Source organism: Butyrivibrio sp. TB (assembly GCF_900110805.1).
GTDB classification, from domain to species: Bacteria; Bacillota; Clostridia; order Lachnospirales; family Lachnospiraceae; genus Butyrivibrio; species Butyrivibrio fibrisolvens_C.
Genome location: NZ_FOER01000002.1, coordinates 70534 through 96088, shown reverse-complemented (window position 1 = coordinate 96088; position 25555 = coordinate 70534). Strand labels below are relative to the sequence as shown.

General features: G+C 37.7%; 24 protein-coding genes. 2 read left to right on the top strand and 22 right to left on the bottom strand.

The window, feature by feature from the left end:
• Positions 1–18 precede the first annotated feature (18 nt).
• The 8 genes from BMX21_RS01765 to BMX21_RS01730 all read right to left on the bottom strand — a co-directional run bounded on the left by BMX21_RS01765 (position 19) and on the right by BMX21_RS01730 (position 9119).
• The gene (locus BMX21_RS01765; protein WP_092040593.1) at positions 19–1143 is read right to left on the bottom strand and encodes a HipA domain-containing protein; all 1125 of its coding nucleotides are present in this window, start codon (positions 1141–1143) and stop codon (positions 19–21) included.
• Between the two features lie 40 nt (positions 1144–1183).
• The gene (locus BMX21_RS01760; RefSeq protein WP_092040589.1) at positions 1184–1960 is read right to left on the bottom strand and encodes a Fic family protein; all 777 of its coding nucleotides are present in this window, start codon (positions 1958–1960) and stop codon (positions 1184–1186) included.
• Between the two features lie 382 nt (positions 1961–2342).
• The gene (locus tag BMX21_RS01755; protein ID WP_092040585.1) at positions 2343–3626 is read right to left on the bottom strand and encodes a flippase; all 1284 of its coding nucleotides are present in this window, start codon (positions 3624–3626) and stop codon (positions 2343–2345) included.
• Positions 3623–4795 (bottom strand): N-acylneuraminate cytidylyltransferase, encoded by a 1173-nt coding sequence (locus BMX21_RS01750; protein WP_092040582.1) that lies wholly within the window; start codon positions 4793–4795, stop codon positions 3623–3625. Before BMX21_RS01750 ends, BMX21_RS01755 begins: the two co-directional genes overlap by 4 nt.
• Positions 4796–5680, bottom strand: coding sequence for an N-acetylneuraminate synthase family protein (locus BMX21_RS01745; protein ID WP_092040579.1), 885 nt, complete (start codon positions 5678–5680; stop codon positions 4796–4798).
• Positions 5681–5698: 18 nt separating this feature from the next.
• Entirely contained in the window at positions 5699–7105 is a 1407-nt protein-coding gene (locus BMX21_RS01740; RefSeq protein ID WP_092040576.1) for a hypothetical protein, read from the bottom strand.
• A gap of 24 nt (positions 7106–7129) precedes the next feature.
• Positions 7130–8158, bottom strand: a complete 1029-nt coding sequence (locus BMX21_RS01735) for a polysialyltransferase family glycosyltransferase (protein ID WP_092040571.1) — start codon at positions 8156–8158, stop codon at positions 7130–7132.
• 16 nt (positions 8159–8174) lie between these two features.
• Entirely contained in the window at positions 8175–9119 is a 945-nt protein-coding gene (locus BMX21_RS01730; protein WP_092040567.1) for a glycosyltransferase family 8 protein, read from the bottom strand.
• Positions 9120–9377: 258 nt separating this feature from the next.
• Between BMX21_RS01730 and BMX21_RS01725 the strand changes: the two genes are divergently transcribed.
• Positions 9378–9686 carry a HigA family addiction module antitoxin gene (locus tag BMX21_RS01725; protein ID WP_022753759.1) on the top strand — a complete coding sequence of 103 codons (309 nt, stop codon included), beginning with the start codon at positions 9378–9380 and terminating at the stop codon, positions 9684–9686.
• 107 nt (positions 9687–9793) lie between these two features.
• Here BMX21_RS01725 and BMX21_RS01720 read toward each other — a convergent pair whose 3' ends face one another.
• The 10 genes from BMX21_RS01720 to gmd form a co-directional block, all read right to left on the bottom strand.
• A complete protein-coding gene (locus BMX21_RS01720; RefSeq protein WP_092040563.1) occupies positions 9794–10573 on the bottom strand; it encodes a sugar transferase in 780 nt (259 codons plus the stop codon).
• A gap of 34 nt (positions 10574–10607) precedes the next feature.
• A complete protein-coding gene (locus BMX21_RS01715; RefSeq protein WP_092040560.1) occupies positions 10608–12707 on the bottom strand; it encodes an LCP family glycopolymer transferase in 2100 nt (699 codons plus the stop codon).
• Between the two features lie 43 nt (positions 12708–12750).
• The gene (locus BMX21_RS18970; protein ID WP_143057191.1) at positions 12751–13386 is read right to left on the bottom strand and encodes a hypothetical protein; all 636 of its coding nucleotides are present in this window, start codon (positions 13384–13386) and stop codon (positions 12751–12753) included.
• A 16-nt stretch (positions 13387–13402) separates the two neighbouring features.
• Complete coding sequence (locus BMX21_RS01700) at positions 13403–14263, bottom strand: class B sortase (RefSeq protein ID WP_092040554.1); 861 nt, start codon at positions 14261–14263, stop codon at positions 13403–13405.
• A gap of 160 nt (positions 14264–14423) precedes the next feature.
• Positions 14424–15137: a CpsD/CapB family tyrosine-protein kinase gene (locus BMX21_RS01695; RefSeq protein ID WP_022753754.1), complete on the bottom strand. Its 714-nt coding sequence runs from the start codon at positions 15135–15137 to the stop codon at positions 14424–14426.
• Positions 15138–15301: 164 nt separating this feature from the next.
• Positions 15302–16150 (bottom strand): YveK family protein, encoded by an 849-nt coding sequence (locus tag BMX21_RS01690; protein WP_242952847.1) that lies wholly within the window; start codon positions 16148–16150, stop codon positions 15302–15304.
• 18 nt (positions 16151–16168) lie between these two features.
• Positions 16169–16900 carry a CpsB/CapC family capsule biosynthesis tyrosine phosphatase gene (locus BMX21_RS01685; protein ID WP_092040550.1) on the bottom strand — a complete coding sequence of 244 codons (732 nt, stop codon included), beginning with the start codon at positions 16898–16900 and terminating at the stop codon, positions 16169–16171.
• Positions 16897–18417: a glycosyltransferase gene (locus tag BMX21_RS01680; RefSeq protein ID WP_092040545.1), complete on the bottom strand. Its 1521-nt coding sequence runs from the start codon at positions 18415–18417 to the stop codon at positions 16897–16899. The genes BMX21_RS01685 and BMX21_RS01680 overlap by 4 nt, the downstream gene beginning before the upstream one ends.
• A 263-nt stretch (positions 18418–18680) precedes the next feature.
• Positions 18681–19622: a GDP-L-fucose synthase family protein gene (locus BMX21_RS01675; protein WP_022756415.1), complete on the bottom strand. Its 942-nt coding sequence runs from the start codon at positions 19620–19622 to the stop codon at positions 18681–18683.
• Positions 19623–19700: 78 nt separating this feature from the next.
• Positions 19701–20792 (bottom strand): GDP-mannose 4,6-dehydratase, encoded by a 1092-nt coding sequence (gmd, locus tag BMX21_RS01670; RefSeq protein ID WP_092040540.1) that lies wholly within the window; start codon positions 20790–20792, stop codon positions 19701–19703.
• 229 nt (positions 20793–21021) lie between these two features.
• On the opposite strand from gmd, the gene BMX21_RS01665 reads away from it, so the two are divergent.
• The gene (locus BMX21_RS01665; protein ID WP_092040535.1) at positions 21022–21894 is read left to right on the top strand and encodes an AraC family transcriptional regulator; all 873 of its coding nucleotides are present in this window, start codon (positions 21022–21024) and stop codon (positions 21892–21894) included.
• Here the strand turns inward: BMX21_RS01665 and BMX21_RS01660 are convergent, their stop codons facing one another.
• The 4 genes from BMX21_RS01660 to BMX21_RS01645 form a co-directional block, all read right to left on the bottom strand.
• Complete coding sequence (locus BMX21_RS01660; protein ID WP_092040530.1) at positions 21895–23802, bottom strand: LIC_10190 family membrane protein; 1908 nt, start codon at positions 23800–23802, stop codon at positions 21895–21897.
• 30 nt (positions 23803–23832) lie between these two features.
• On the bottom strand, positions 23833–24297 hold the full coding sequence (locus BMX21_RS01655) for a divergent PAP2 family protein (RefSeq protein WP_022753746.1): 465 nt from the start codon (positions 24295–24297) through the stop codon (positions 23833–23835).
• A gap of 84 nt (positions 24298–24381) precedes the next feature.
• Positions 24382–25248 carry a dTDP-4-dehydrorhamnose reductase gene (rfbD, locus tag BMX21_RS01650; protein ID WP_022753745.1) on the bottom strand — a complete coding sequence of 289 codons (867 nt, stop codon included), beginning with the start codon at positions 25246–25248 and terminating at the stop codon, positions 24382–24384.
• Between the two features lie 21 nt (positions 25249–25269).
• The gene (locus tag BMX21_RS01645; RefSeq protein WP_022753744.1) at positions 25270–25536 is read right to left on the bottom strand and encodes an HPr family phosphocarrier protein; all 267 of its coding nucleotides are present in this window, start codon (positions 25534–25536) and stop codon (positions 25270–25272) included.
• Between the last annotated feature and the right edge of the window lie 19 nt (positions 25537–25555).

Below are 25555 nucleotides of genomic sequence, written 5' to 3'. Positions count from 1 at the left end.
CCATTTTATAGTACATTTCTAGCCATTGATCAAATTCACCGCTTTTTGCTTAACAAAACCTTCTATTTTCTTAAGCCTTCTACTACTCCAATTGTAACGAGGATGCTTTGCAAAGTGAAAATCTGCCATATTGGCAAGCATCTTCTTCTGCCTGTCTGTAATGATCATTTTGGTAAACGAATCAAATGAGTTATACAACGCCGGAGCTCTTGTCGCAGCATACTTATCCAGATTGTCTATATCATCTTCCATTCCATAACAAAAGAGCGAAAGCCCGTGATCAAACAGGGGCGCTGTATCGATGATAGTATTCGTCTTGTTATCAATAAGGAATCCAAAATTCCCTAAGTGCCTGTCTTCATTACAAATAAGCGCATCAAAAACAAACATATCAACAAGATCGTTATAATATTTCTCTCCGAGTTCTTTATAATACTCAAGAACTTTCTCTATGCCGCCTCCCTGGATCAATCTTCCGGCTGAAATATATGATATATCCTTGCTTGTGAACAGTTCACAGGTAGAACATATCTTCTCATGCCATCTGCTGATGCTATATGCAACATTTCTAAGTCCAAGGTGCTCCGCAATCTGATGAGCGTAGAACTCTGAATAGGGCTCCATCCCGGAATTAGCAAAGCCTTCTGTTCCTGTCTTATAGAGTAAAACTTTTCCATTTATCCTGCGCCAACACTTGGCAAGCATACCACCAGTCGTGAACTCCGGAGATGACCTGAACGTAGTACCAACATAACTTCCATATCCGGTAAAAGCAATATATGAAAGAACTCTGCTAAAGTTATTATCATACAAATTGTAGTCTTCAAATAAACCGTCAAAGTTTGAATCGACTACCCAGTAGGAATCATTTAGGGAAAGCCCTTTACAGATATCAAGTATACCTTTGGTATCTTTTTCATTTAATCCGTTTCGGGCGAGGAAGTTCTGAACATAGGCTCTGTTAGCAGGAATAGTTCTCTTTTTAAGCCATCTGTATAAACTATCATCAGTCGGATCACAATCCAAAGGTAATAGGGCATCATTGTTGTAATTCTTTACTATCTCAACTTTTACATTATCGATTGTTTCTATATACTCAAACTCCAGGAGAGGAGTGTTGTATTGTTTTAGCAAATAACTCATTCTTAGCCTCATCAATCTTATAACCTAAAATCAGTTTACCCTATAATGCTATAAACTCTTTACCTTTTGGAGTCCTTCTGCACCATGTTTTCACAGTCTGTTCTTTAATGAACTTTACAAAACCGTCTATCTTATCTGTATGATCAAAAACTTCCAAGGCCATAAAATAAGTTTCTTTGTCCTCATCAAATATTACTGCAGGCGGAAGATCATTGACCATAAGAATGTAGTTAAGAATAGTACGTCCAACTCTTCCATTACCATCTGCAAAAGCATGTATCCTTTCGAAATTGCAATGAAACCAAACTGCTGCCTTCAAAACAGAATCAATTGAATCAAGCCCTGCTTCAGCCAATGCCTCGCAAATATAGTCAATCTCCTCCTCAACATCTTCCGGAGGCACACCAACCGATAGACCAACTCCATAGTAATTCTTCTTATATGTACCTGGCCTTTCTCCTTTGACCCATCTGGATTCATCATAACATCCATGGGAAAGGTTCTCATGGATACTTTTTATTAGCTCTCCGCTTAAAGGCTCCTTTGCTATTACCTTCTCTTTTAAGAACTCATAGCAGACTTTCTGATTCTCTGTTTCAAAAAGAGCGCGCAAGTCTCCTGTATATCCAATCACTTTACCATTTTCAAATATCTCTCTGGTCTGATGGATAGAAACTCCTGCATCCTCTATTTTATTAGAATGATATGCAAAAAATATTTTGTAATCCGAAAGTGCAGACTCAAGATCACTTACGGTAGTGATCTTTTTATCTTGCCACGCTTTCACTATGTCGGAATATGTGATTGATTCTGGCATTACTGGTCTCCGTTATATGTTATTTTTCATCTATGAAACTTTTCGATTTCAATACTATTTTTCTTCTCATCACCAATGATACTCACGTATCAAATAATCAACATTCTCGAGTTTTAAATTCCCCATAGTATTATTCTTTTTTAGATTAGCTATTCTTTCGAACTTTTTACTATCAATACTTATCAGTCTTGTATTTTAACATTGATATAACAAAAAGATTTTCTGCAAGTGACTAACTACCTAATATAAATATACCATTATAATAATTGATTAAAATACTTCTACATTATCTATAGTTTGAAATTTTATAAATCACAGGAGCTGAATTTCAAACTATTATCATAAATAACTACTAGATTCACTTTTTATAATCTTATTATTGTCATTCAACTTTCTTCATGATATATTTGGGATTCATCCCTTTAATCTGTAATAAAAATACATCTTGTCCTTCTTTTCCAAATAATAAATTTGAAAAAAGTAATGAAATACTTTGAGTAATTACTGTAGCTATTGCTGCACCAATCATTCCTACTGCACGAATCCCTATATAATTCAAAAAAACGTTAATAATCATGCTTATTATCTGAGCTATCATCAATATATTACCACGCTTGATTAACGTATAATGTCCAGCTCTTAAAGCAGCATTAAACACAAATAATGATCCTATAACGTACACACAGTAAACATTAAAAGCCGGTGCATATTCTGGTTTAAATACTCTTAATATAATTGGTAATATCATAATAGAGACAGCTGCAAATACTATATAAAACCAAGTTAGCATACTTGTAATTTTAATGTATGTAATTGAATATTTTTTAGGACTATTCCTATATAATTCTATCAACTTGGGATAAACAGACTCTCTTACTGGATTAATAATAATTTGTAAAATACTAACAAGTTTAACAGCTATAGAATAAATTCCAACTTCACTTGTCGATAACATACTTCCAAGCATAATGCTATCACACTTCGTATATACAATATTACATGAAGCTGCAATTGCTAGCGGAAAACTCTCAATTAAGAAAATTTTGATTAAATTGCAATCAAATCCGCTAAAAAGTCTTCTCCTAAATTCTTTACGATATATGCTATATAGAATTATAAAATTCAACACAGCAGATATCATTGTGACATACGCTATGTATTGAATTGGATATTTTTTTGCGACAATTACTAATTGTAATGTACATCCTATTAATTGAGCTATCTCTGATGATAATACGACTTTCTTAGATTTCAAAGAAAACTCAAATAGATTCTGCATACCATATCTAGCTTCTACAACTACATTATTCAAAATCAATGCAATAAAAATAGTCAAAAACGTTTGACTAAAATTAAATAAGCAAACAAATATCAAACCAATGATAGAGGAAATAATAGACAACAAAAGTCTTCCTATCGTAACAGTCGATACTACCAATTCAATATTATTTCTATAACTCTTCTTGATTACTCTTCCATCAATAAAAGAACCTACTATTCCAAATATCGCTACTATGCTTGTCGCATATTCAAAAAGCCCATAATCATATGGGCCATAATGATTTGCAACTTTTACAATAACAACAATATTTAGAAGCAAATAGAAAATTTTATCAAATACCATCCATCCTGCATTTACTAATATTTTAGTCAAATCATTGTTCATTTATTCTCCTGTAATATCAAATCAATCACCTCTCGTATGACACCTTGTCCACCTTTTGCATTTGCTTTATAATCAACTATTTTCCTTATCATCTCATTTGCATCATTAGGACAGCAACTAAATCCTACACTCTTAAGAGCGTTTTCATCATTTATATCATCTCCCACATAACATATATTTTTTAATGGTATGCCATATTTCTCACTTATTTCAGCTATTTTTTCTTCTTTGTTTTTGCATCCTGCTTCGTAAATATCAAGTTTAAGTTTTCTTGATCTTCGTTCATTAAGAGAAATATCCTCACTGGTAATAATCCCCGTTAGAATACCTTTCTCATGAAGCATTTTAAATCCCATTCCATCTTTTGTGTTAAACCTTTTTAGCTCATCACCATAATCAGAATAATACATTCCTCCATCTGTAAGGCATCCATCAACATCTGTTAAAAATATTTTGATTGCAGGAATATTATCTTTTAACGTTCTTTTCTTTCTATCAAGTAACGCTGTTTCAATCATCTTCCAATCCTTTTCCTCATCTACTTCAAAATAAGAATTTTCATCCATTTCAACGCACTTGATTTTCCCGGATACTCTATTTTGTGTACTGATTAGTCTTTCCCTTGATGTAATATAAAAAGCACCATTCTCAACAAGATACCCTTCAAAATCTTGTCTACGAGGGCGATTATATATATCATAATTTATTGCTCTAACATTTCCTCCGTCACAATACTGCCAATTAAATCTATACTGATGAACGACAGAAATAACCGAATCCGTATCTGGGCTATTAAATAGTTCAAAACCTTTGTTCAATTCTGATGTCTGAAGCAGCGGAGAGGTTGCTTGAATAAGTGTAATCGAGTCAAAAATATGAGTTTTAGCAAACTCCAACATCACCTGCTCCGTAGATGCAGTATCACTGGCTGATTCTTCCGATCGGCCTATTACTTCCACTTTTTTATACAATTCATCTGTATCTATTATTCTTTCAACAGTTTGCTTTATTTCCTCACTCTCAGTACACACATATACTTTTTCTATATATTTGCATCGGCATGCTGCATCCATACACCAAAATAATAATGGTTTTCCTGCCATTATCTTTATATTCTTCTTTGGAATAGACTTACTACCGCCTCGAACTGGAATAAAAGCAACATTCATTTATTTTCTTCCCCTTAACTCCATTCTTTTTTTCATCTCTGATTCATATAGTTTTTTCTTTCCATCACCCAATGCCTCTAAGGAACTGCTAATACGCTTTTTTAACATAGCCATTGCTTGCACTTCTAAGCTTGCTTTTTGATCAGACCCCCACATATTGTGATCCAATGTTACATGCCTTTCAATAACACATGCTCCTAAAACAGCGGCTATCACTGATGGTTCCAAATTAGATTCATGTCCACTGTATCCAACTAAACAATGATATCTATCCTTCATAGTTTGAATCAATCTTAAGTTTAGCTCATTATTGGGGCACGGATAGGAACTATTAGTATGGCAAATAATATAATCACCATTCGAATATCTTTCAAGCCATTCAATTGTTGTATCCATTTCTTCTAGCAAGGACATTCCTTCAGATAAGATAATGGGTTTACCTGATTGACACGCTTTTTTTATTAATTCTTCATTAGTATTCATCGCTGAAGGTATTTTTATAAATGGAACATCGTACTGTAATAAAAATTCCAATGATTCTATATCCCACGGGCTTGCTGACCAGTCTAACGGTTTGATATCACAGTATGCATCTATTTCATCATATTCTTTTTTTTCGAATTCTATATGTTTCTTATACTCGATATACGGCATTGATCCCCATGGTGTATCACGCATTATCTGTTTTTGTGATTCAGGAACAGCTTTATCGGGTGTACGTTTTTGGAATTTCACACAATCCCATTCACATGCAAAGGCTGCATCTATCAATCTCTTTGCAATTTTAATGTCACCGTTGTGATTTATCCCTATTTCAGCTATCAAATATGGCCTAGATGATTCTGATACACAATAATTTCCTATTTTTATATTCAAATTAGCCATTTATTCACACTTTCATAATCAGTAATCTATGTATATAGATTTTTTGTTTATAGATGCTAAATGAACAAAGAACAGTCTATGTATTATATCTATCCCTAATATTAATAGAAAATAATACAGCATATAGCGGAAATAATTAGCAAATCCATAGTATATTATTGAATATACCTGGCCCAAAAAATACATGTAAAAATATTTACCTAAAAAGTTATTCCCCTTCTTCATTTTCTCTACAATACAGAACACGAAAGGAATAATAATACTTACGCAAAACACCCCTACTGTCTTATAGTTAAAAAATGCCTCTGTAATATAGTACGCCCCCATATTAATACCTGTTCCTACCCATCCTTGATCATAATATTTAATTAGAACATTAGCACCTGTTTGTATATCTCTACCAGAAATAGTTCTTGGAACAACAATCAGTAAGCCATTTATGTACGTATTTTCTTCTATATTTAGCTTTTTAGTGTTATTAATTATTGCGATTAAGCTATAAAAATTATTTCTTTCGTGCTTACCCACTGCATCTATTCCATACCATACATTACCAAACGCATTCTGAATATATACTATTTTCATTAGAGTTAATAATACATAAATCCCAAATACTACTAACAAAAGAAGAAATATTTGTTTACTATTGACCTCAATCCTAGAAAATACTATTTCTATCATTTCAACGCATATTATTACTAACAAATATCTATACCCATGAAATGATACCGAGATTAATTCTAGTAAGTATAATAAAAGGATAATGTCATAATATATGTTTTTAACAATGCCAGGACGATATCGTAATATTCCAAGAATTACCGATAAAAAGATAACTAGTATTATTGCATATCTTCCGGTCAAATATGTAATATTGCCTTTTTCTGTGGAATATATTCTAATAGTACCAAAGCCAATATTCCAGAAAACCATGATCAAATAACCAAGAAAGACAGTTAACCAAACATTTATTTCTAAATCACTTAGAATAGATTCTTTTATTCTACTAACTTTTTTTATTCGAATTTTATTTAAAGCAATATCAAAAAAGATATCTGCAACTATCATAATGTAGAAAGAAACATTCATTGCAAAAATTGCGATATCACTGTTTTTATCTCCAAAAAAATGTAAACGCCAACTAGATTCCTGTATCTTAAAAACATATACCCATAGCAACATAAACAAAATTAATTCGAAATTAAGACCATAGAATACCACCTTAGTGAATTCTTTCTTTTTAACACATTTTAAAATATAACTTACCCATAGTGGAATTCCGAAAAAAGTTCCTACAACAACAAAAAAATGGTCATATGATAGCCAATATTGAAGAGTTATTATGCATCCTACAGCAATAAAATATAAAAATGATATTATATTTTTTGTATTTTGGGAGTGTCCCATTACAAATTTAACTCTCACTATATTTACCTCATATCCGAATCATCATACTAATAAACTCTTTAATTCATGGTAATTTTCTGGAAGAAATATCTCTATATCGCTTCTTATTTTCCTGAATCTTTTAACAAAATCGTCAATTTCCCTATATTTTGTCGAATTGCTAGAATATACTAATTTATATAGCAATATTATTTTATAATTTAGCTCGAATAATAAAGAAGGCATAAATACTGCAGTAGAATATACTGTAACAAGTATTTTATTATCTTTAATAATATCTTTTGATTCTGCCTCCCATAAATTGGTATCATCATCTATAATCGAAACACCTTCAATATGCACACTGTTTACTATATCTTTTCTAGGATGAGTCTTTATCAAGCATTTTGTACCCAACTCATCATTTAAAAATCCCAATATCTCATATCTCTTATCCTCTTCAGTTTTGCTTAATGGATACTGATCAAAAAAAATATAATTTGCGTTATCATATTTAGAGGAATATCTATCTCTTCGAAAAAAATTTACCACATCATCTGAAATGCATATTTTTAGAATATTTCCATTAACTCTCTCTTCATGTAATTCAGGAACAAACAAATAGATGGTTTTCGAATTGATAAACGTATTATCTCTTATTATCTTTAAAATCTTATGTCTATCTTTTATAGCACTCATCGGGGCGTCTGAATAATATTTTAGCGAATATGATGAATACCCTTCATCAAAATAAAACACTTGTGTTTCCTTATTACATAACAACAAAAGCAATAGACTTGTATATCCATTAAAAGAACCGATAAAAATTCTAGAAAATTTTATTCTTCCCTGCTTTGCTATTTGTAGCAAAAACTTCAATAATCGAACCAATCTATTTCCAGTGCCAACATTTATTTGTATATAATTTTGCTCCTTATTTTTCCAAATAGTCTTTATATCTTTTTCTTGACCATCATACGTATTTATAAACACAATACAGTAATTAATAAAATTATATTGCTTAACAATATTCAAAATGCTAAATAACTGAAATCTAGTCTGGCAAACAAACAAATTTACATATTTTTTCATTTCTTTTCGCCTTGTTTTATAGATTATTTTCCCTATTTATAATAAAAAAAATCGGCCTAATATATGCGTGAACAATACCAATCAATAATATTCCCAATCGGTTATATCTATGTTTTGTTTTATTACCCCCATTAAATTCACCATCGTTTTTTTGATAATAATAAAACCATTCGTCAAAAAAAGGATGCAGTAACTCTTTTTCCCATGGCCTGTATGAACGGAAACTACTTGAAAAGTGTACTATGATAGGGTTCAACTTAGCCTCTGTGACCTCCTCCTTGTCAAAATAATCATCCGGTTTCCTATACATCATCATTTCTTCATATGTAAAATCATAAAGGTAAGTCATTACATCGTATTTCAGAGGTAGTTCTTTAACTTCTCCATGAAAAATTGTATTTATAACCCCTTGGTCTCCTTGAAAAATCTTATTTTGATTAGTTAGTAATATAGAAATTTGTTTCTCAATTTCTTTTTTTCTCCACATATTAAGATCAATCAATAATACTCCTGCATTAATAAATAAACCGTTTTTTTTAATTCCAAAAACTTTTTTATTAAGAGCACTGAAAGAATCTCTAATTCCTCCAATTGTATATGACTCAAGTTCTATGTTATATAAATCAATTAATGTACCTCTAATCATCGTATCAGAATCAAGGTACAAAACTTTTTCTACATCATTAGGAAGCATGGAACCCAAGAAAAGTCTGGCATAAGAGGCTATAGAACCCCTATCAAGATTCAGATCATAATTAAGTCCATCAAGAGTCTTTTTTGCATCTACGAAAAAAACTGCATTCTTTCCCGAACACAGCTTCATTATCTTTTGCTTATTTGCATCCTCAATTCCGCAATCAAGTATATAAATATTTGCATCACAATTATGATCATTGAAAGACATGATCGAAACGCACATAACATCTACAAAATTATTGTCACAGGCATATGCTATATTCAACCCATCCCCCTGTCGAATACTGATATTAGAATCATTTTTAACGACATTTAGATAATTTTATTATACCACTTTTATCGGTATTGCGATATTATATTGCCAAAACAGATGCTACCCGTTTGACATATACACGTTTTTCATGCATATTTTATTTATGATACAAAGTTTTTGGGATAAAGAAACAGAGAAAATATATAATTTTCATAACGTTGAAATAACTGACTACCATTAACCCAGCGATAGTCAGAAAGGATTATTATTATGACTAAATATATAGAAACTCCTACAATTGGAGAGATTTTACGTGAAGAATTCATGGAACCGTTTGGCTTATCGGCTTACAAGTTGGCGCAGGCAATACATGTTCCAGTATCTCGTATTCAAGATATTCTTCATGACAGGAGAAAGATAACTGCTGATACTTCTCTACGATTGGCAAGATACTTTGGTGTGTCAGACAAGTATTTTCTTGACATGCAAAATGATATAGACCTTAGAGAATTAAAATCATCATTGGATAGTGAAATACAACTGATCATCCCTATCCATATGAATTACGAAACAAAATAGTAGTGCAGCACTTTATGTATTCTTCAATCTTGTATATTCAATAAAAAGCGAATGTAGCATCAACTATTTTACCTGATGCTACATTCTCTGTTATTGTTATTATACTTCTATGAATTATTCTCCAGCACTCCGCTTGTCACAGTCGATACGATAACCTTAAGGTCTGTCATAAGGCTTCTTTCTGTGATATATCTAAGATCCAGTTCTATCCACTCATCAAATGGCATTATGTTCTTCCTGGGGCTACTCTGCCAGTAACATACAAGTCCAGGTTTAACCATAAGGCGCTGGTTCTGATAGTCGTCGCACTTATCCTGTTCGTATACAGGGAGGGGTCTTGGGCCTACTATGCTCATATCGCCTTTGATGATATTCACAAGCTGCGGGAGTTCATCTATTCCGTGCTTTCTGAGGATCTTACCTAGTCTTGTTACTCTTGGGTCATTGGTCATCTTGAATGCGGGGCCGTCCATTTCGTTCTGGGATAAGAGCTGCTGGTGCATCTGCGGTGCATTCTTGATCATGGTGCGGAACTTGTACATCTTGAAGGTCTTGCCGTCATGTCCTGTTCTATCCTGTACGAAGAAAGGGGAACCGCCGTCTTCAATGCTTATAGCTATCGTGACTATCAAAAATAGTGGCAGAAGGGCTATAAGAGCTATGCTAGATAGGATTATATCAAGGCTTCTTTTTACAAAGCTGTATGCTCTTTTATCTGTAAGCTTAAGACCTACATATCTTCTTGGATATATGATATCCGCGCTGTGCGTTGACGGAACTTCTACAACTTCAAGATGCGGATATCTTCCTGGCTCCTTGGCAGGTGCAAGTGATGACCATTCAGTTTTTAAAGTAAGTTCAGAGCCGTTTAGTAAGAGTTCCTTCATAGAGATCATCCCTTTCAGTCATGGACGCGGTCAGTCATGCATCCACTTCGGTGTAAAAGACATCTATGATCAGATCATACAACCCATCTTCATCATAGATGAACTCTTCAAAACCAGATCTCCCTATGATACTCTCTCCCTTCATCTGGTATATATTTGCAGAATCGAAGCTGTACTGCGCTGCTTCGTTTCCAAGGTACACTGCTTCATTAAGTCCTATGTCTGTTACCATGTATGGTGACAGGGCATTGTATACTGAAGCAATAGATTTTGGGTCCTCTTTTACTCTTTCCTGAAGAGAAGGTATGAACTCTATCAGGTACTGGAGCTGTCTTTCAAGGCGTTCATTGGCACTAAAGTCATCATTTATGTCTCTGTGCTGAGTGTACCAGTATGCATCATCTCCGGATAGTGTCACCGTATCTCCCTTACGAAGTGACCTGTACTGTCCATATGCCGGAAGGTCATACTTAACTTTTAGTGTCACGCCGCCTACAGTATCGTTTACTGTAGGTATAGCTCCCATATTGATGGATATGTATCCGTTTATAGGTAGTTCGTGGAACAGGTTCTTGACCGTCTTGACTGTTCTCACACAGCTTTCTTCAAGTCCGTCTCCAAATCCGTGCTGAAGGCATATCTGAGCTTCTCCCGTGCCTACATATACGCCTTCTTCGTTGTAGACATCTATATCTGTCATCGTATTTCTATTGATGGCTATTATCTTGATATCTTTGTTGTCAGGATCAAGGACCAGGAAGAACATGGCATCTGACTGTCCGCCGCTTAACCCGTCTTCTGCTTCATGGACTTCGTCCATACTGTCTATTCCCAGTACCAGGAATGTAAGAAGGTTTGTATTATAAGCATATGTCTTGCCGTCGTACCTGATCCACCCGGGCTGCCAAGCTGATGCTGACAGTGGCATCTGATCATCATCTATAGTCACCTGCTCGTACAAAGATGCCTGTGACAGATCCGGTGCCTGTTCCTTGGTCCTTTGGTATAGTGACAGGCCACCTGTATAGTCCATGAGTTTATATGCTCCATATCCTATACCTGCAAATCCTATAACTACTGCCATGGATATCAGAACTACATTTCTGATGATCCTAAGCACCTTTCCTTTTCCGGAATGACTATGATGATAGTGATGACTGTGACTGTGATGCTGCATCTCCTGCATCTTGGCGCCGCCGCTTTTGATCTTAGAAGGATCAAATCCTCCTGCGTCTATGAAGTCTTCTTCATCGTCGTCATATGTTTTTGATATTCGGGCATTTATATTTTCTTCATCATGCCTATGATCTGCGTTATCTCTTTTTTCTATGTCACGGGCGTTTCCAGAATTACTATCTGTATCATCTTTATAGTTTTCTTTTCTAAAGCTGTCATTAGTAAGATAATCTTCATCTAGATCATAGTTTCCGGATCTGTCTTTATTAGATGCTTCTTTTCTTGTAGTATTATTCCTGCCAAGTCCATTTATGCTTCTTAGATTCCTAAGATTCTCTTCTATCAGAGAGTCTCTATAGTCATCACCATCATCCAGATCGAAGAGTTTTTTGAGTTCTTCTGTTCGTCTTATGTCTTCGTCCTTTTGTCTTTGAATTCTGTTTTCCTGCTGCCTCTGTCTTGTGAACTTCCTTATCTCTTCCTGACGCTTTTTTTCTGAGAACTGATACTTTACTTCTTCGGCCCTACTCTTAAATGGCTTGACCGGTCCTTTTTCCTGCCTTATCTGCGAGAGCTGCTCTATACCTGTTCTATAGTCATGATGTATATCTTTATCAGTTCTTTTATTTATATTAGTATTTGAATGTGTATTTCTGTTTCTGTCACTATAACTTATGCCTGTTCCATTTATTTCGCTGTCATACAGCTGTCTGTTGCTTATATAATTCCCTGAATCTGATGGTCTTCTCGAACTTTTTTTGGAAGATAACCATTCATCTATATCATCCTGCTGCCTGTCACTTTGCTGCCTGCTTGTAATATCTTCAAATTCAAGCTCTTCGGTCGCATTCCTGTATGATCTTACTTCCTGGATCAGGTCACCCATATCGTAATCCATTACAAGATCGCTGCCATCTTTGGGGAGTGACGTATCTTTATAAAATTTTCTCTTCCTCATGTGCACTGATACATCGCCCCCTTGCCCTAAGCAACAAGATTTATCAGTTTACAACTATTGCAAAACTTCCCATGTCATCCATTGTTACAGATACTTTGCCGCCTGATACAACTGCTGATGCTGCTGTAACTGATCCGTCCTTATGGATCTGGTAGATAGTTACATTCCTTCCTTCATATCCATTGCCTACGCCATAGGTTGAAGTGAAGGTTCCAAATCCTGACCATACAGATACGCCTGCTACGTACATACGCAGCTTAAATGGTCCTATTACGGTCTTGCCACCGGATACGCTGTTAACATATGACATAAGCGTATCTGACAGGGAGTCCGTTCCGGGCTTTGGCGATATTGCAGTTGATACTGCCCTTCCATCCGTAACTCCGCAATATGTAGATGTGATACGTACAGGTGATCCGCTTCTTGGAATTACGTATGCAGCGCCTGTGCTGTTATATGGCACGGATGAGCTGCCACCACCACCGCCTGATCTTCCACCGCCGCCTCCGCCACCGGAGTTACCACCTCCGCCGCTTCCGCCGCTGTTATTAGTGATATATACATTGGTTACGATGGTCACATTAGTAGTCGTAGGACTTGTTGCTGCGCTTGCGCTAAAAGCACATGTGTAGCATAAAAGAAGTGCTGCTGCCCATACTGACATGATTTTCTTTTTCATATGAATACCTCATTTCTTACTGGATCTGTGTACCTGAATAAGTGCTGTATACAAAAAATCTGTTAGTAGATTCTGTAGAGGATCCTGCTGATAATGTGAGCATCCTCCATCCGTTTATTACCGCTTCCTTAAGATAATCCGACTTCTGTGCATCCATACTTCTGGATGAATAGATCTTGTTTATATATCCACTAAAAACATCATAATCATAACAATTAGTATCAGTTAATATATCTGTATCTGCTCCGCTCATTGCGGCAAATACTCTGTATTCATATACATATCCGGGTACATACAGGTATATAAAAGGATTAGCTTCAAAATAGTCAGGATTAGCATATATTCCCAGATATTCAAGCGGACCGCCTGTTACATCACTTCCATAGATGATAGTATTAGGATCTGTATAGTCCGCTGTATTGCCTATATCAAGATGCGCTGCTCCGCCATCTTCAATATTGCCATTAGCATTGTGCGTATCATAGTAGGTCTGATCGCCCTGTCTCTGCATTACAGGAACCGTGATGCCTGCCTGCGGTATCACCAGATATGCTACTGTATCAGGGTTCTGCGCCTTGATCTCATCCCAGTCCGGCACAAGATCCGGTACCTGTCCCTGACATTCGAAGGAATCACTGGCAGCACCTACAAGATATTCGCCCTCTTCAAGTTCGCCTATATAACTTTCGGCAACGCCCTGTTCCAGCACTTCTACAGTTGATTCATAGGATGACTTGTCCGCAAGAGGAGTACTCTCGTCATCTATATTTATAGCTGCGTCCTTACTGCATCCACTTATTAATAAAAAAGGTATAGCAGAGCAAATGATACTACATACAATCTTTTTACCAGACTTACAGTTTGCAAGGTTATGCATCTTCTCCCTCCGGGCCCTTTTATAGGTATCTACTACCACTCTTTTTTATGTAAAAATATTGGAGTAAAAGCTATACTGTTTCTGTTGTGCTGACTCGTTCATATTTGATCAATCATGAATGTATCAGTACACTAGTCCCTTACGTCATACTATTAAAGTACTACTGATAATCTCCGTAGTTGCCATAATACTTGCCGTAATATTTACCATAATACTTGCCATAATACTTGCCGTAGTATTTATTTCCATCCATGGAAACCATGTTCATGACTGCACCTAGCACGTGGCATCCTGCCTTGCGTAACTGGTTTTGAACATTTTGAACGAATCTATAGCTTATCCTGCCGCTTGCTATAACGAGAACTGTACCGTCGCACTGTTTGCCGACGATAGCGGCATCTATAACTGATCCAAGTGGCGGTGTATCGATTATGATGATATCGAATACATCATGTGCCTCTTTGAGCAGCTGTCCGAACACTTCTCCTCCTAGAAGCTCCGAGGGCATCGGAGTGTTCGGTCCTGAGAATATCATGTAGAATCCGGGCTCATCTGTCTGGCACAGGCAATCATCAATCTTGCAGTGGCCTACAAGGAAGTTTGTAAGTCCGAATCTTATCTTGCCATTTTTGAAGTGCTCTCTCATAACTGACTTACGAAGGTCTGCATCTATAAGGAGCACTTTCTTGTCAGCCTGAGCGAAGGTTCTTGCAAGTTCAAATGCCACTTCCGACTTACCTTCATTAGGTGTACTTGATGTAATTGCTATCGTACGTATGTCCCTGCCACTGAACTCGATATTGCTTCGAAGAGTCTTGTATGCTTCCTTGGTCCTAAAATCAAGTTCATTGTCCCTGATCATTATTCTCTGCATGTATTCTCCCCTTTAAGGATCTTTGACGATAGATAATCAAAGTCCTACGCACTAAAGATATCGGCTATTGTTATGTGAATATTTACATTTTTTCGTAATTTTCTTTAAGCTGCTTTTTCTGTATTTGCATAAAGATAAAAATATCTAAATCATATATTTATAATTTATGACCCTGTATTTTCAGAATCATCCATGTCATTTGGAGCTATACTTCTGATATCATCATGGTTTTTATGTTTTTTGGATTTTTTACCTTTTTTGAAATTCTGGGAACCTATATCCTGAGTAACATTTTCATCAAATGGGATGATACCAAGGGCGCTGATGCCAAGGTACTTCTCGACATCTTCGGATGTCTTGACTGTATCATCCACTAGGAAATGTATGATAAGAAGCGCTGCAACAAGAATCGTTCCAAGCGCAAAACCTCCAATTGTCCACAGAAGGCAATTGGGTGCAGATTTTTCTGTAGGAAGATTTGCAACTTCGACAACATTAACGGCATCGATATCCATAACGTTCTCGATGTGCTCAGCACTGACTTCTCTTATGTAGTTAGCTATAGTCTGTGCTGTATAGGGATCTGTATCTGTAACTGTAATAGCTACGATACGGGTATCTGCAGGAGTATTCACAGATACTTTTTCCATAAAATCATCATAATCATATCTGTCACTTATACCAAGTGCATCAATGACAGATTCAAGAACATAACGGCTTGTGATAAGCTCTGCATAGTCCTTGGTCAGCTGAGAGCCTACCTGAAGATCTGTATAGATGTTGCTGGAGTCCGTACTATCTTTATCAAGTACGTATATCTTGGTAGTAGACTTGAATTCTTCGGGTAGTACGAATTTACTGAAAGTAAATCCTGCAATAGCGCACACTGTTCCAACGAGCAGGATAAGCCACAGGCGATGAATCAGGATACCTATGATCTCGCCCATGTCGATCTCAATAACACCACTGCTATTTTGAGCATTCTGGTTCATATTTACATCAGTCTGTTCCATACGTACCTCCAAACTCTGCTACCTTAGCAGGTTCATTGCATTACTATATAGAATTAATCTGGCGTAATCTTCTCCGTATTTCTTTTGTATAAACTTAGCACATTCAAGGATATCAGGAACTCTGCTTCCTGTATCTCTATGTGCATCTGTACTGACAAAACTTATTTTGTGTTGGGATAGAAGTTTTCTTACAAACCTTCCAACGGGATTTAGCATTCCCATTGTAACGCTGTCGGAATTGATCTGAAGTCTTACTCCTCCGTCTATTATTTCGTCAATTCTTGATTTATCTTTATAGAAACATTGATATCTTTCACAATGAGCCAGTATAGGGCTCCATCCCTCATAGCTAAGACGCCGGAGTCCCTCTGATATGTAGCTGTACTCATCCGATGGATTAAATTCAACAAGTATATTCGAAGAAATACCCATAGGAAGAGCATTTCCTTCTTCAAGTCTTCCGGGAAGAGTTTCGTCATAGTATAGCTCATTGCCGGGATATATCTTTATATCTATCCCGGCTTTATCAGCCTCTTCCTGAAGGATCGCTACTCTTTTGTAGATTCCCTTTGGAGATACTGACTTTACATATATCTTGTTATGGGGAGTAGCGATTATAGTACGTATATTATTTTCATAGGCAATCCTTAGCATGTTAAGTGACATCTCCATATTTTTGGATCCGTCATCAACTGCCGGAAGCACATGGCAATGCATATCTACAAAGCCGTACGAAAAATTACTTTTCATGTTGTTCTCTCTTTTTCCTTATCAGGCGCTGGTGCACCTATATTCTGATATAGCCTTGTCATAAAGGCAACTTCCTGCTCTATATTAAGTCCTGCATTCTTAAATATCCTCTCTACCATCTTAGGAGAAGCACTTCTGTTTAGCAGATAACTCTTTTGATCAAATTCAGAACCCGTATTAGTATCATCACTACCTGACAAAAGGCGATGAAGATTCATCAGGGTATCATAGTCATAATACCCGTCATCACCACTACCTGCAGGTGCTACGATGCCCATCTTAACAAGTTCATCCAGGATATGATAAGCCCAGCTTTCAGGAGACTCTGTAAGCGGATAATAGTTTATAAGTCCTGTCAGGTTGATATCCTTGGATATAGTATCGGATGCCACACAAGGAAGACCTGAAACCTGAGCTTCCATAAGGGCTGCCGGTGCTCCGTTCACATTTGCAGGGTATATAAAAAAGTCCATGATCTGATAGAAATCGTATACATTGCCCCAGGTGCCAAGAAAGAGGACCTGTCCTATTATACCAAGCTCTGCCGCTACCTGCGCAGCATGCATGATCTCTTCTCCATCACCTATTAGAAGAAGTTTCATAGGAAGACCTTTTAACATATCATACTCACCTGTAGGGTCTTCTTTTAGTATCTTTTGCATCCATGCAAATACATGGAATAAAAATTCATGATTCTGGTTCTTGTGAAACTGCGCTACGCATCCAAAAACATATGTTTTATCAAGCCCTAGCTTATTGCGGAAGGCATCTCGTATTTTGCCATTATAGAGGAAGTTCTGAATGTTGATACCGTCCTGGATTACATGTATCCTCCTTGCATCCACCGCTATATCACCAAATATAGCCCTGGCCGCTCCGATGCTTGATGCAAAGCATATGTCTGCACAGTCTTCTTTTAGTATAGGTGCTGTAAGATTGGCTCTTCTTATCTTCTGTACAAGTTCTGCATCTATGACGCTTCCGACATGCATTATAGTTATAGCACCGTGCCTTTTGGCAAGAGGCAGGTATATAGACGCGGCCGAGTACATATGTCCCTCGACGATCTTCCATTCACCTTCATGCTGTGCAAAGAAGCTGTTAACAAGCTCCGTATAGCCAAAAAGGTTATTGCTGTTATATGTCGGAATAGCATATACACGCCCGCCAAGTCTTGTGATCTCTGCATCAAAAAAGCCTGCTCTTCTATGTCGCAGAAGTTCATCTGATGATGGAAATTCCTTGCCTGTAGGCGTAGGATCTCTTGGTATCAGGAAATCAAACTGGATATGTGTTCTGTCGAAGTTCCTATATAGGTTCATGATATGAGATTGCATACCACTTAGATCTATCGAGGTCAATACATGTAATATCCTGATCTTAGCCTGTGGAACATTCTCGGACACACGAATAGTTGACGGTATACGATTTTTAGTAGTTGTTTTCCTGGGATTATTTTTTTCGAATTCTCTTTTTCTGATGTCAGATGCGCTTTCAATGGTCTCAAATATTGACATTGGCAGTTATCCCTCCCCGAATAGCTGTACTAAATAGTCAGAAGCCTTCCATGACTTTTTGAATGTAAATATCTGAAAAATACATACTTTCTCACGTTTACATTATAACGCCATACCGACTATCTTTCTACAAAAAAATCCTCTGTTTACAGGATTAAGATCCCATAAACAGAGGATTTGTATACTATTTATATAGTTTTCTTATCACCTGATGTGCCGATCGCCTGCAGAGTGATATATATTACTTACTCAAACTTATATAATTATCTTTCTGCACGCATAGGGTTGTTGAGGAAGTCATCGTATGTGAGTCTGATTCCGTCTTCAAGCTCTGTCTTATATGTCCAGCCAAGCTTAGTAGCCTTGGATACATCAAGAAGCTTTCTAGGTGTTCCGTTAGGCTTAGTAGGATCCCATCTGATCTCGCCTTCATAGCCGATTACCTTGGCAACAAGCTCAGTAAGCTCCTTGATAGTAAGCTCCTTACCTGTACCAGCGTTTACAGTCTCATCTCCTGAGTAGTTGTTCATAAGGAATACGCACAGATTTGCAAGATCATCAACATAGAGGAACTCACGAAGAGGTGATCCATCTCCCCAGCATGTTACGTAAGGAAGGTTCTGCTCCTTGGCTTCATGGAAGCGGCGGATAAGAGCAGGAAGTACATGTGAGTGCTCAGGATGATAGTTATCATTAGGACCGTAGAGGTTAGTAGGCATTACAGAGATATAATCTGTGCCATACTGACCATTTAAGTATTCGCAGTACTTAAGGCCGCTGATCTTGGCAAGTGCATATGCCTCATTGGTCTTCTCAAGCTCAGATGTAAGGAGAACCTTCTCTGTCATAGGCTGAGGAGCCATACGAGGATAGATGCAGGATGAACCGAGGAATTCAAGCTTCTTACAGCCGTTCTGCCATGCAGCATGGATCACGTTCATCTCAAGGATCATGTTGTCGTACATGAAATCAGCCTTGGCTGTAGCATTGCCCATGATTCCGCCAACCTTTGCAGCTGCAAGGAATACATACTCAGGCTTTTCTTTTGCAAAAAACTCTTCAACCTGATCCTGACGTGTAAGATCAAGCTCTTTGTGTGTACGTGTGATGATATTTGTATAACCCTGACGCTCAAGTTCTCTTACGATTGCAGAACCAACCATTCCGCGATGACCTGCAACATATATTTTTGCATTCTTTTCCATTTTAATTCTTTACCTCTTTTTATAACTTTAAACGGGAGACCATGACCCTAAGATTGCAGTCTCCTTGATGATCAGTTTTTATTTTACAAGACCCTTCTCAAGGTACTCTTCAAGATTGAATTTGATATTCTCTTCAGATCTTTCTACTGCAACTTTTCTCATATCAGATTCTACCATGATATGTACGAGTTCTTCGAAAGATGTCTTGGTAGGATTCCACTTAAGTTCAGACTTAGCCTTAGTAGGATCTCCCCAAAGATTTACAACGTCTGTAGGTCTGTAGAAATCAGGGCTTACTTCTACAAGAACCTTGCCTGTAGCCTTATCGATACCCTTCTCATCCATGCCTTCGCCCTTGAACTCAAGCTCGATACCTGCATAGTGGAATGCAAGCTGGCAGAACTCACGTACGCTGTGCTGTACACCTGTAGCGATTACGAAATCGTCCGGCTTCTCATTCTGAAGGATGAGCCACATGCACTCAACATAATCTCTTGCATAACCCCAGTCACGAAGTGAAGACAGGTTACCAAGAAGAAGCTTGTCCTGCTTGCCCTGAGCTATTCTTGCAGCAGCAAGAGTAATCTTACGTGTTACGAAAGTCTCTCCTCTTCTCTCTGACTCGTGATTGAAGAGGATACCATTACATGCGAACATGTTATAAGCATCACGATACTCTTTGACGATCCAGAAACCATACTGCTTAGCGACAGCATATGGGCTGTAAGGGTGGAAAGGAGTCTTCTCATTCTGAGGGACTTCTTCAACCTTACCATAAAGCTCTGATGTAGAAGCCTGATATATACGGCAAGTCTCTGCAAGTCCGCAGATCCTTACTGCTTCAAGTACACGCAGAACGCCTGTAGCTACAACATCAGCTGTATATTCAGGAACATCGAAGCTGACCTGAACATGTGACTGTGCAGCAAGGTTATAGATCTCATCAGGACGAACTGATCCGATGATCTTGATAAGGCTCATAGAATCTCCAAGATCGCCATAGTGAAGATGGAAGTTCCTCTCGCCTTCAAGATGTGAGATACGCTCTCTATAATCTACTGATGAACGACGGATCATGCCATGAACTTCATATCCCTTTGAAAGAAGAAGCTCTGCAAGATAAGAACCATCCTGACCTGTTACTCCTGTGATAAGTGCTTTCTTTGCCATATATAATTCCTTTCTTTGTGAAAAAACATTAATCGACTATAACTAAGGATACGATTGACTTACATGTCAATCCCTTTACTGTAGGCATTATATAACTATTATTTACATTTGCGAAGACACTAAGTTGACCAAAAATAGCATTATATTGACCTGGTGATTTTGCATGCTTATAATTTGAATAGATACTGATACACCAAAGATAGCGATATATTCCGATTCGAGGTCTTTTATGGAGGATTATTTATTTCACGGCAACCTGGTTGCTTCCAACAGGATATTGTATACTCCTTCCCAATTTGCCAAGTCTTCCCTTATCCATCTTCAGGAAGTTGGGTCTCTTCAGGCTACCAGGCAACATACCAGCAGCCGTCAGGGACTTGGTTCATATCTTTTTTTCCTGATAGAATCAGGCTCCGGGTCGCTTTCTTATGAAGGTAAGACTTATGCTCTAAGCGCAGGCGACTGTGTCTTTATAGATTGTCGTAAGCCATATTCCCACACAACTTCCAAAGAGTTGTGGAAGCTTGACTGGGTCCACTTTCAGGGAACCAATATGGAGAATATATACCAAAAGTACATAGAACGTGGCGGCGCCCCTTTATTCCATGCAGATAATCCCAAGCACTATCTTGACCTTATCGACAATATATACGGGATTGCATCATCTGACGATTATCTTAGAGACATGAAGATATACGAGCAGCTTACAAAGCTCCTTACTCTTCTTATGGAAGAGAGCTGGAACCCTGAGAACATGCCGGAGAATACTGCAGGCAAAAAGAAAAGCCTCCAGGATATCAAAGCATACCTGGAGACTAATTATGTGCAAAAGCTGACTCTCGATGATCTGTCTGCAAGATTCTATATAAACAAATATTATCTGACCAGGATCTTCAAAGAGCAGTACGGTTCTACTATAACGGGTTATATACTTGAGCTTAGGATCACCAGAGCCAAGCACCTTCTAAGATTCACAGAGATGCCCATTGATGATATAGCATCAGCTGTGGGGATTGGTGATTCCAACTACTTCTCAAGGATCTTTAGAAAGATAGAAGGCACAACACCTCACAACTATCGCAAACTCTGGTCACAGCTGTGATCACTTATTTCTCAAAAAGCCATCCTTTATATCATCTCCCATGAGCTTGACATCTGCTCTGGTGGGAGCTGAAGGGAAGGGCGCATAACCTGTCTGATCACCTGTTACAGGATAATAGAAGGTGTATCCATCTATCTCGTAAGACTCAAGTTCATAGGTCATATAGTCCTGCTGTGTTAGCAGGTAGTATGGCTTAAATCTTGGAATCTCATACATCACAAGCCTTACGGACTTATAACCTATAAATACAGCTATAAAGGCGATGACCACCGGCATAAACCTTTTCTCTGCACCTCTTTGATAGAACAAAAGTGTAACAAGCTTACCTGTCATAAGTACAGCTGGAAGCCATATGTACAATGCTCCATATCTTACAAGCGGAGATGAGAGTATAAAAAATGCAAGTGCAACATAAGCGATAGTGTCTATAAAGATAAAATCTTTAAACGAGACTGTTCTGTGCCTTACCATAAGGACAACTTTTCCGGCATTGTCAAAAAGGCTCTTCTTCCCCTTTTTAAAAGGCTTGATACCGGATTTATTACCTAGCTTTTGACCTTTTCTTCTGCTTCTTTTTCCATTGCTCTTTCTAAAAGGGAATTCAAAAGTGATCCCTCCGCTTCTTATCTGCATGACCAGGTAGATGACAGCGAATACAAGAAGTCCGGCCAGAAATACAGCGTCTGCTATAAGCATAGCCTTGTTAAAAGCAGAAAGGGCTTTAAACCAGCCTGGGAACCAGTCCCAAATGCTGATGTTATAAAGTCCGGCATCCGTATATCCTCGTCCGTAGACAGCTATCTCATGAGCATCATACTGCGCTGTTCCCTTTGGAATCTTCCAGGCAAAGCTAAACAGATCAATAGCTGTAACAGGATATACCAGCCAGCCTGATATGATCATATTTCTGATAAAAAAAGGTATAGCCACAAAAAGTCCAAGCCCTATAAAATACCAGATTGCCTTGGGTCTACTGATAAGCTTTGCATGCATGATCTTCCATATAGGCTTTATTGCAAGTAACAAAAGAGGCGCTGCAGACAGTTTCAAAGTAACTGCATATACTACAAGTATACATAACATGGCATATGGATAGAATCTCTTCTCTCTGTCTCTGTCAAGATCAAGCCAGGATATGAGTATATACAGTACCATACACATGACAAAATAGTCCGATGCAGGTGATACTATCTCATCAAGTATTGTGAATATATAGTAGATAGCTATAAGTCTTACAGCATCCGGAAGTGTAAAATAACCTCTTCTTTTAACCTGTATTATATCTACGCACTTCCATGACAAAAGGAGCACAAAGTATCCTGCCATTGTATGCATAGACACTCCACCTGCCCATGCAAAGCTATATAATGCAGACAAGGGGTACACTGCACTGTTATAGGCAAGTCTTTGGTTGAAGTTACCAAGACCTTTTACTGCTCCATATGCTTCATTCCAGTGTATAGCCTGAGCATGATACAAGCCTGTATCATAATGCTCTATTCCATGAGAAGTACAGTAGGCTACGATCAGAAAGATCACGATATAGATAATTATCTGGTTCATACTGATGTTTCTTCCAAGACCGTATGAAAGTATCTTATAGAACATCTCCCGAATGGCATATACACACACCACCAGGGACATTACAAAAAGTATGATATTAGCGGCACATCCTACTCCATGCCATATACTTACAAACTGGGAATAAATAGATACAAGTACTATACCTGTTATCAGATAGTTCTCACGAAACTTCACTTCATAGGGTGCTGTACGCAAAGCGGCATTCCTTCTCTGCGGCACAGAATGTTGCAGAAAAGAAATGCCGGTCATCAAATGGTGAAAACCATATCCCGCAAAATAAGTTGTAAAAATCACATAAAGCCAGTTAATAGCTGTGATCAACATCTGATCTAAGTTCCTCCACCATTTTAAAACTCATCCTATTATGCCATAGAATACGCATCCAACAATGACACCAAGGATTGCTCCCATTATAACCTGAAGCGGAGTATGTCCTACGAAGACCTTAAGCTTCTCATCATCAGGTATATCCTTGCCCATCTCTTCGAAGAGCTCTGCAAGATTCTTGATAACGACTGCCTGTTTTCCGGTCTCACGTCTTACTCCCATGGCATCATGCATTGTAATAAGAGCTAGTATACCGGCCAGAGCAAATTCATATCCGGATACGCCATAGGTAAAACCTACGATGGTTACAAGGCTCATTACAGTTGCTGAATGTGAACTTGGCATACCACCATCTCCAAGCAATCTTTCTTTATTGAATTCTTTGTACGTGATGGTATAAATAAGTGTTTTGAGGAGCTGTGCTGTAACCCAAGCACTTACTGGGCACATTACAATTTCGTTACTAAAAAGCTCGTAAAAAAAATTCGCCATATATTTCTTTCTAAAATATTTATTTTGATAAGTACATGCGCTTCGTCATGTCATCATGTTCATGGATATGCTTCTATGTTGTTATCAGATATTCTTAATATACTCTGCAATAGCATCATGCCAGTCTGCAAACATAAAATCGCTTGTAAGCTTGAACATATAGTTTTCAAGTATTGAATACGCAGGACGAGGAGCTGAGTTTGGATTCATCTCCATGTACTTGCTTGTTGATACATGATTAACTTTGGTATTCTTACCTGCAAGACGGAATATCTCATCTGTAAAGTCAGCCCAGCTACAGGATCCTTCGCAAGTACCGTGGAACAAACCATAGTTATCTGTAGGAAGGAGATAGTGAATAGCCTTGGCAAGCTCTACAGTACTTGTAGGACTTCCTACCTGATCATCTACAACTGATACTTCATCATGATTTTCAGAAAGTCTGAGCATAGTCTTGACAAAGTTCTTGCCATCGCCATAAAGCCAAGCTGTTCTGATAGTAAAGAAATGCTCTGCGAACTGCTCTACAAATTTCTCTCCGGCAAGCTTGGTAGTTCCATATGCACTAACAGGGCCTGTCTGGTCAAACTCTGTATAAGGTCTTGTTCCGTTGCCTGCAAAAACATAATCTGTAGAGATATGGACAAGCTTAGCACCTGTCTCGGTAGCTGCTATTGCAAGGTTTCTAGGACCTATTGCATTGATCTTATAGGACAGATCCCAGTCTTTCTCCTGAGCATCTACTGCTGTATAAGCTGCGCAGTTGACTATAGCATATGGTTTAACTTCTCTTGCAAGTGCTATAACACTGTCAACATTAGTGATATCAAGGCTGCGGATACCGTCGCCTTCACATACATCTGTATTTACAAGTTCGAATTCATCTCCGATCTCTTTGCCTATCTGTCTTCCAAGCTGACCATTACATCCTGTAACAATTATCTTTTTCAAAATCCTATACCTTCCTGATCTTTATTTTTCACCAAGGCCGTCTTCTACAGCCTGTACCATGCCGGCAAGAGCTTCCTCTTCATCGCTTCCCTGACATGTGAATTCTATTTCATCACCGCATTTAACACCTGCGCCGAGTACACTTAATACACTTTTTGCATTAGCAGTATTCTCTCTAACCTGAAAAGTGATCAGTGATTTATATCTCATAGCCACTTTGCAAAGAATGCCTGCTGGACGTAAGTGTAGCCCGGTAGGATTCTTAATGACTACCTTCTGACTTACCATAAAAACCAAAAACCTCCAT

Coding starts and splice junctions, on each gene's coding strand:
- BMX21_RS01680 (WP_092040545.1), bottom strand. CDS start 18,417: ATGTCAATATTTGAGACCATTGAAAGCGCATCTGACATCAGAAAAAGA.
- BMX21_RS01655 (WP_022753746.1), bottom strand. CDS start 24,297: ATGGCGAATTTTTTTTACGAGCTTTTTAGTAACGAAATTGTAATGTGC.
- BMX21_RS01755 (WP_092040585.1), bottom strand. CDS start 3,626: ATGAACAATGATTTGACTAAAATATTAGTAAATGCAGGATGGATGGTA.
- BMX21_RS01665 (WP_092040535.1), top strand. CDS start 21,022: ATGGAGGATTATTTATTTCACGGCAACCTGGTTGCTTCCAACAGGATA.
- BMX21_RS01690 (WP_242952847.1), bottom strand. CDS start 16,150: ATGGAACAGACTGATGTAAATATGAACCAGAATGCTCAAAATAGCAGT.
- BMX21_RS01715 (WP_092040560.1), bottom strand. CDS start 12,707: ATGAGGAAGAGAAAATTTTATAAAGATACGTCACTCCCCAAAGATGGC.
- BMX21_RS01750 (WP_092040582.1), bottom strand. CDS start 4,795: ATGAATGTTGCTTTTATTCCAGTTCGAGGCGGTAGTAAGTCTATTCCA.
- BMX21_RS01645 (WP_022753744.1), bottom strand. CDS start 25,536: ATGGTAAGTCAGAAGGTAGTCATTAAGAATCCTACCGGGCTACACTTA.
- BMX21_RS18970 (WP_143057191.1), bottom strand. CDS start 13,386: ATGAAAAAGAAAATCATGTCAGTATGGGCAGCAGCACTTCTTTTATGC.
- BMX21_RS01675 (WP_022756415.1), bottom strand. CDS start 19,622: ATGGAAAAGAATGCAAAAATATATGTTGCAGGTCATCGCGGAATGGTT.
- BMX21_RS01660 (WP_092040530.1), bottom strand. CDS start 23,802: ATGTTGATCACAGCTATTAACTGGCTTTATGTGATTTTTACAACTTAT.
- BMX21_RS01745 (WP_092040579.1), bottom strand. CDS start 5,680: ATGGCTAATTTGAATATAAAAATAGGAAATTATTGTGTATCAGAATCA.
- BMX21_RS01700 (WP_092040554.1), bottom strand. CDS start 14,263: ATGCATAACCTTGCAAACTGTAAGTCTGGTAAAAAGATTGTATGTAGT.
- BMX21_RS01685 (WP_092040550.1), bottom strand. CDS start 16,900: ATGAAAAGTAATTTTTCGTACGGCTTTGTAGATATGCATTGCCATGTG.
- BMX21_RS01735 (WP_092040571.1), bottom strand. CDS start 8,158: ATGAAAAAATATGTAAATTTGTTTGTTTGCCAGACTAGATTTCAGTTA.
- BMX21_RS01695 (WP_022753754.1), bottom strand. CDS start 15,137: ATGCAGAGAATAATGATCAGGGACAATGAACTTGATTTTAGGACCAAG.
- gmd (WP_092040540.1), bottom strand. CDS start 20,792: ATGGCAAAGAAAGCACTTATCACAGGAGTAACAGGTCAGGATGGTTCT.
- BMX21_RS01765 (WP_092040593.1), bottom strand. CDS start 1,143: ATGAGTTATTTGCTAAAACAATACAACACTCCTCTCCTGGAGTTTGAG.
- BMX21_RS01760 (WP_092040589.1), bottom strand. CDS start 1,960: ATGCCAGAATCAATCACATATTCCGACATAGTGAAAGCGTGGCAAGAT.
- BMX21_RS01720 (WP_092040563.1), bottom strand. CDS start 10,573: ATGAAGGAACTCTTACTAAACGGCTCTGAACTTACTTTAAAAACTGAA.
- BMX21_RS01725 (WP_022753759.1), top strand. CDS start 9,378: ATGACTAAATATATAGAAACTCCTACAATTGGAGAGATTTTACGTGAA.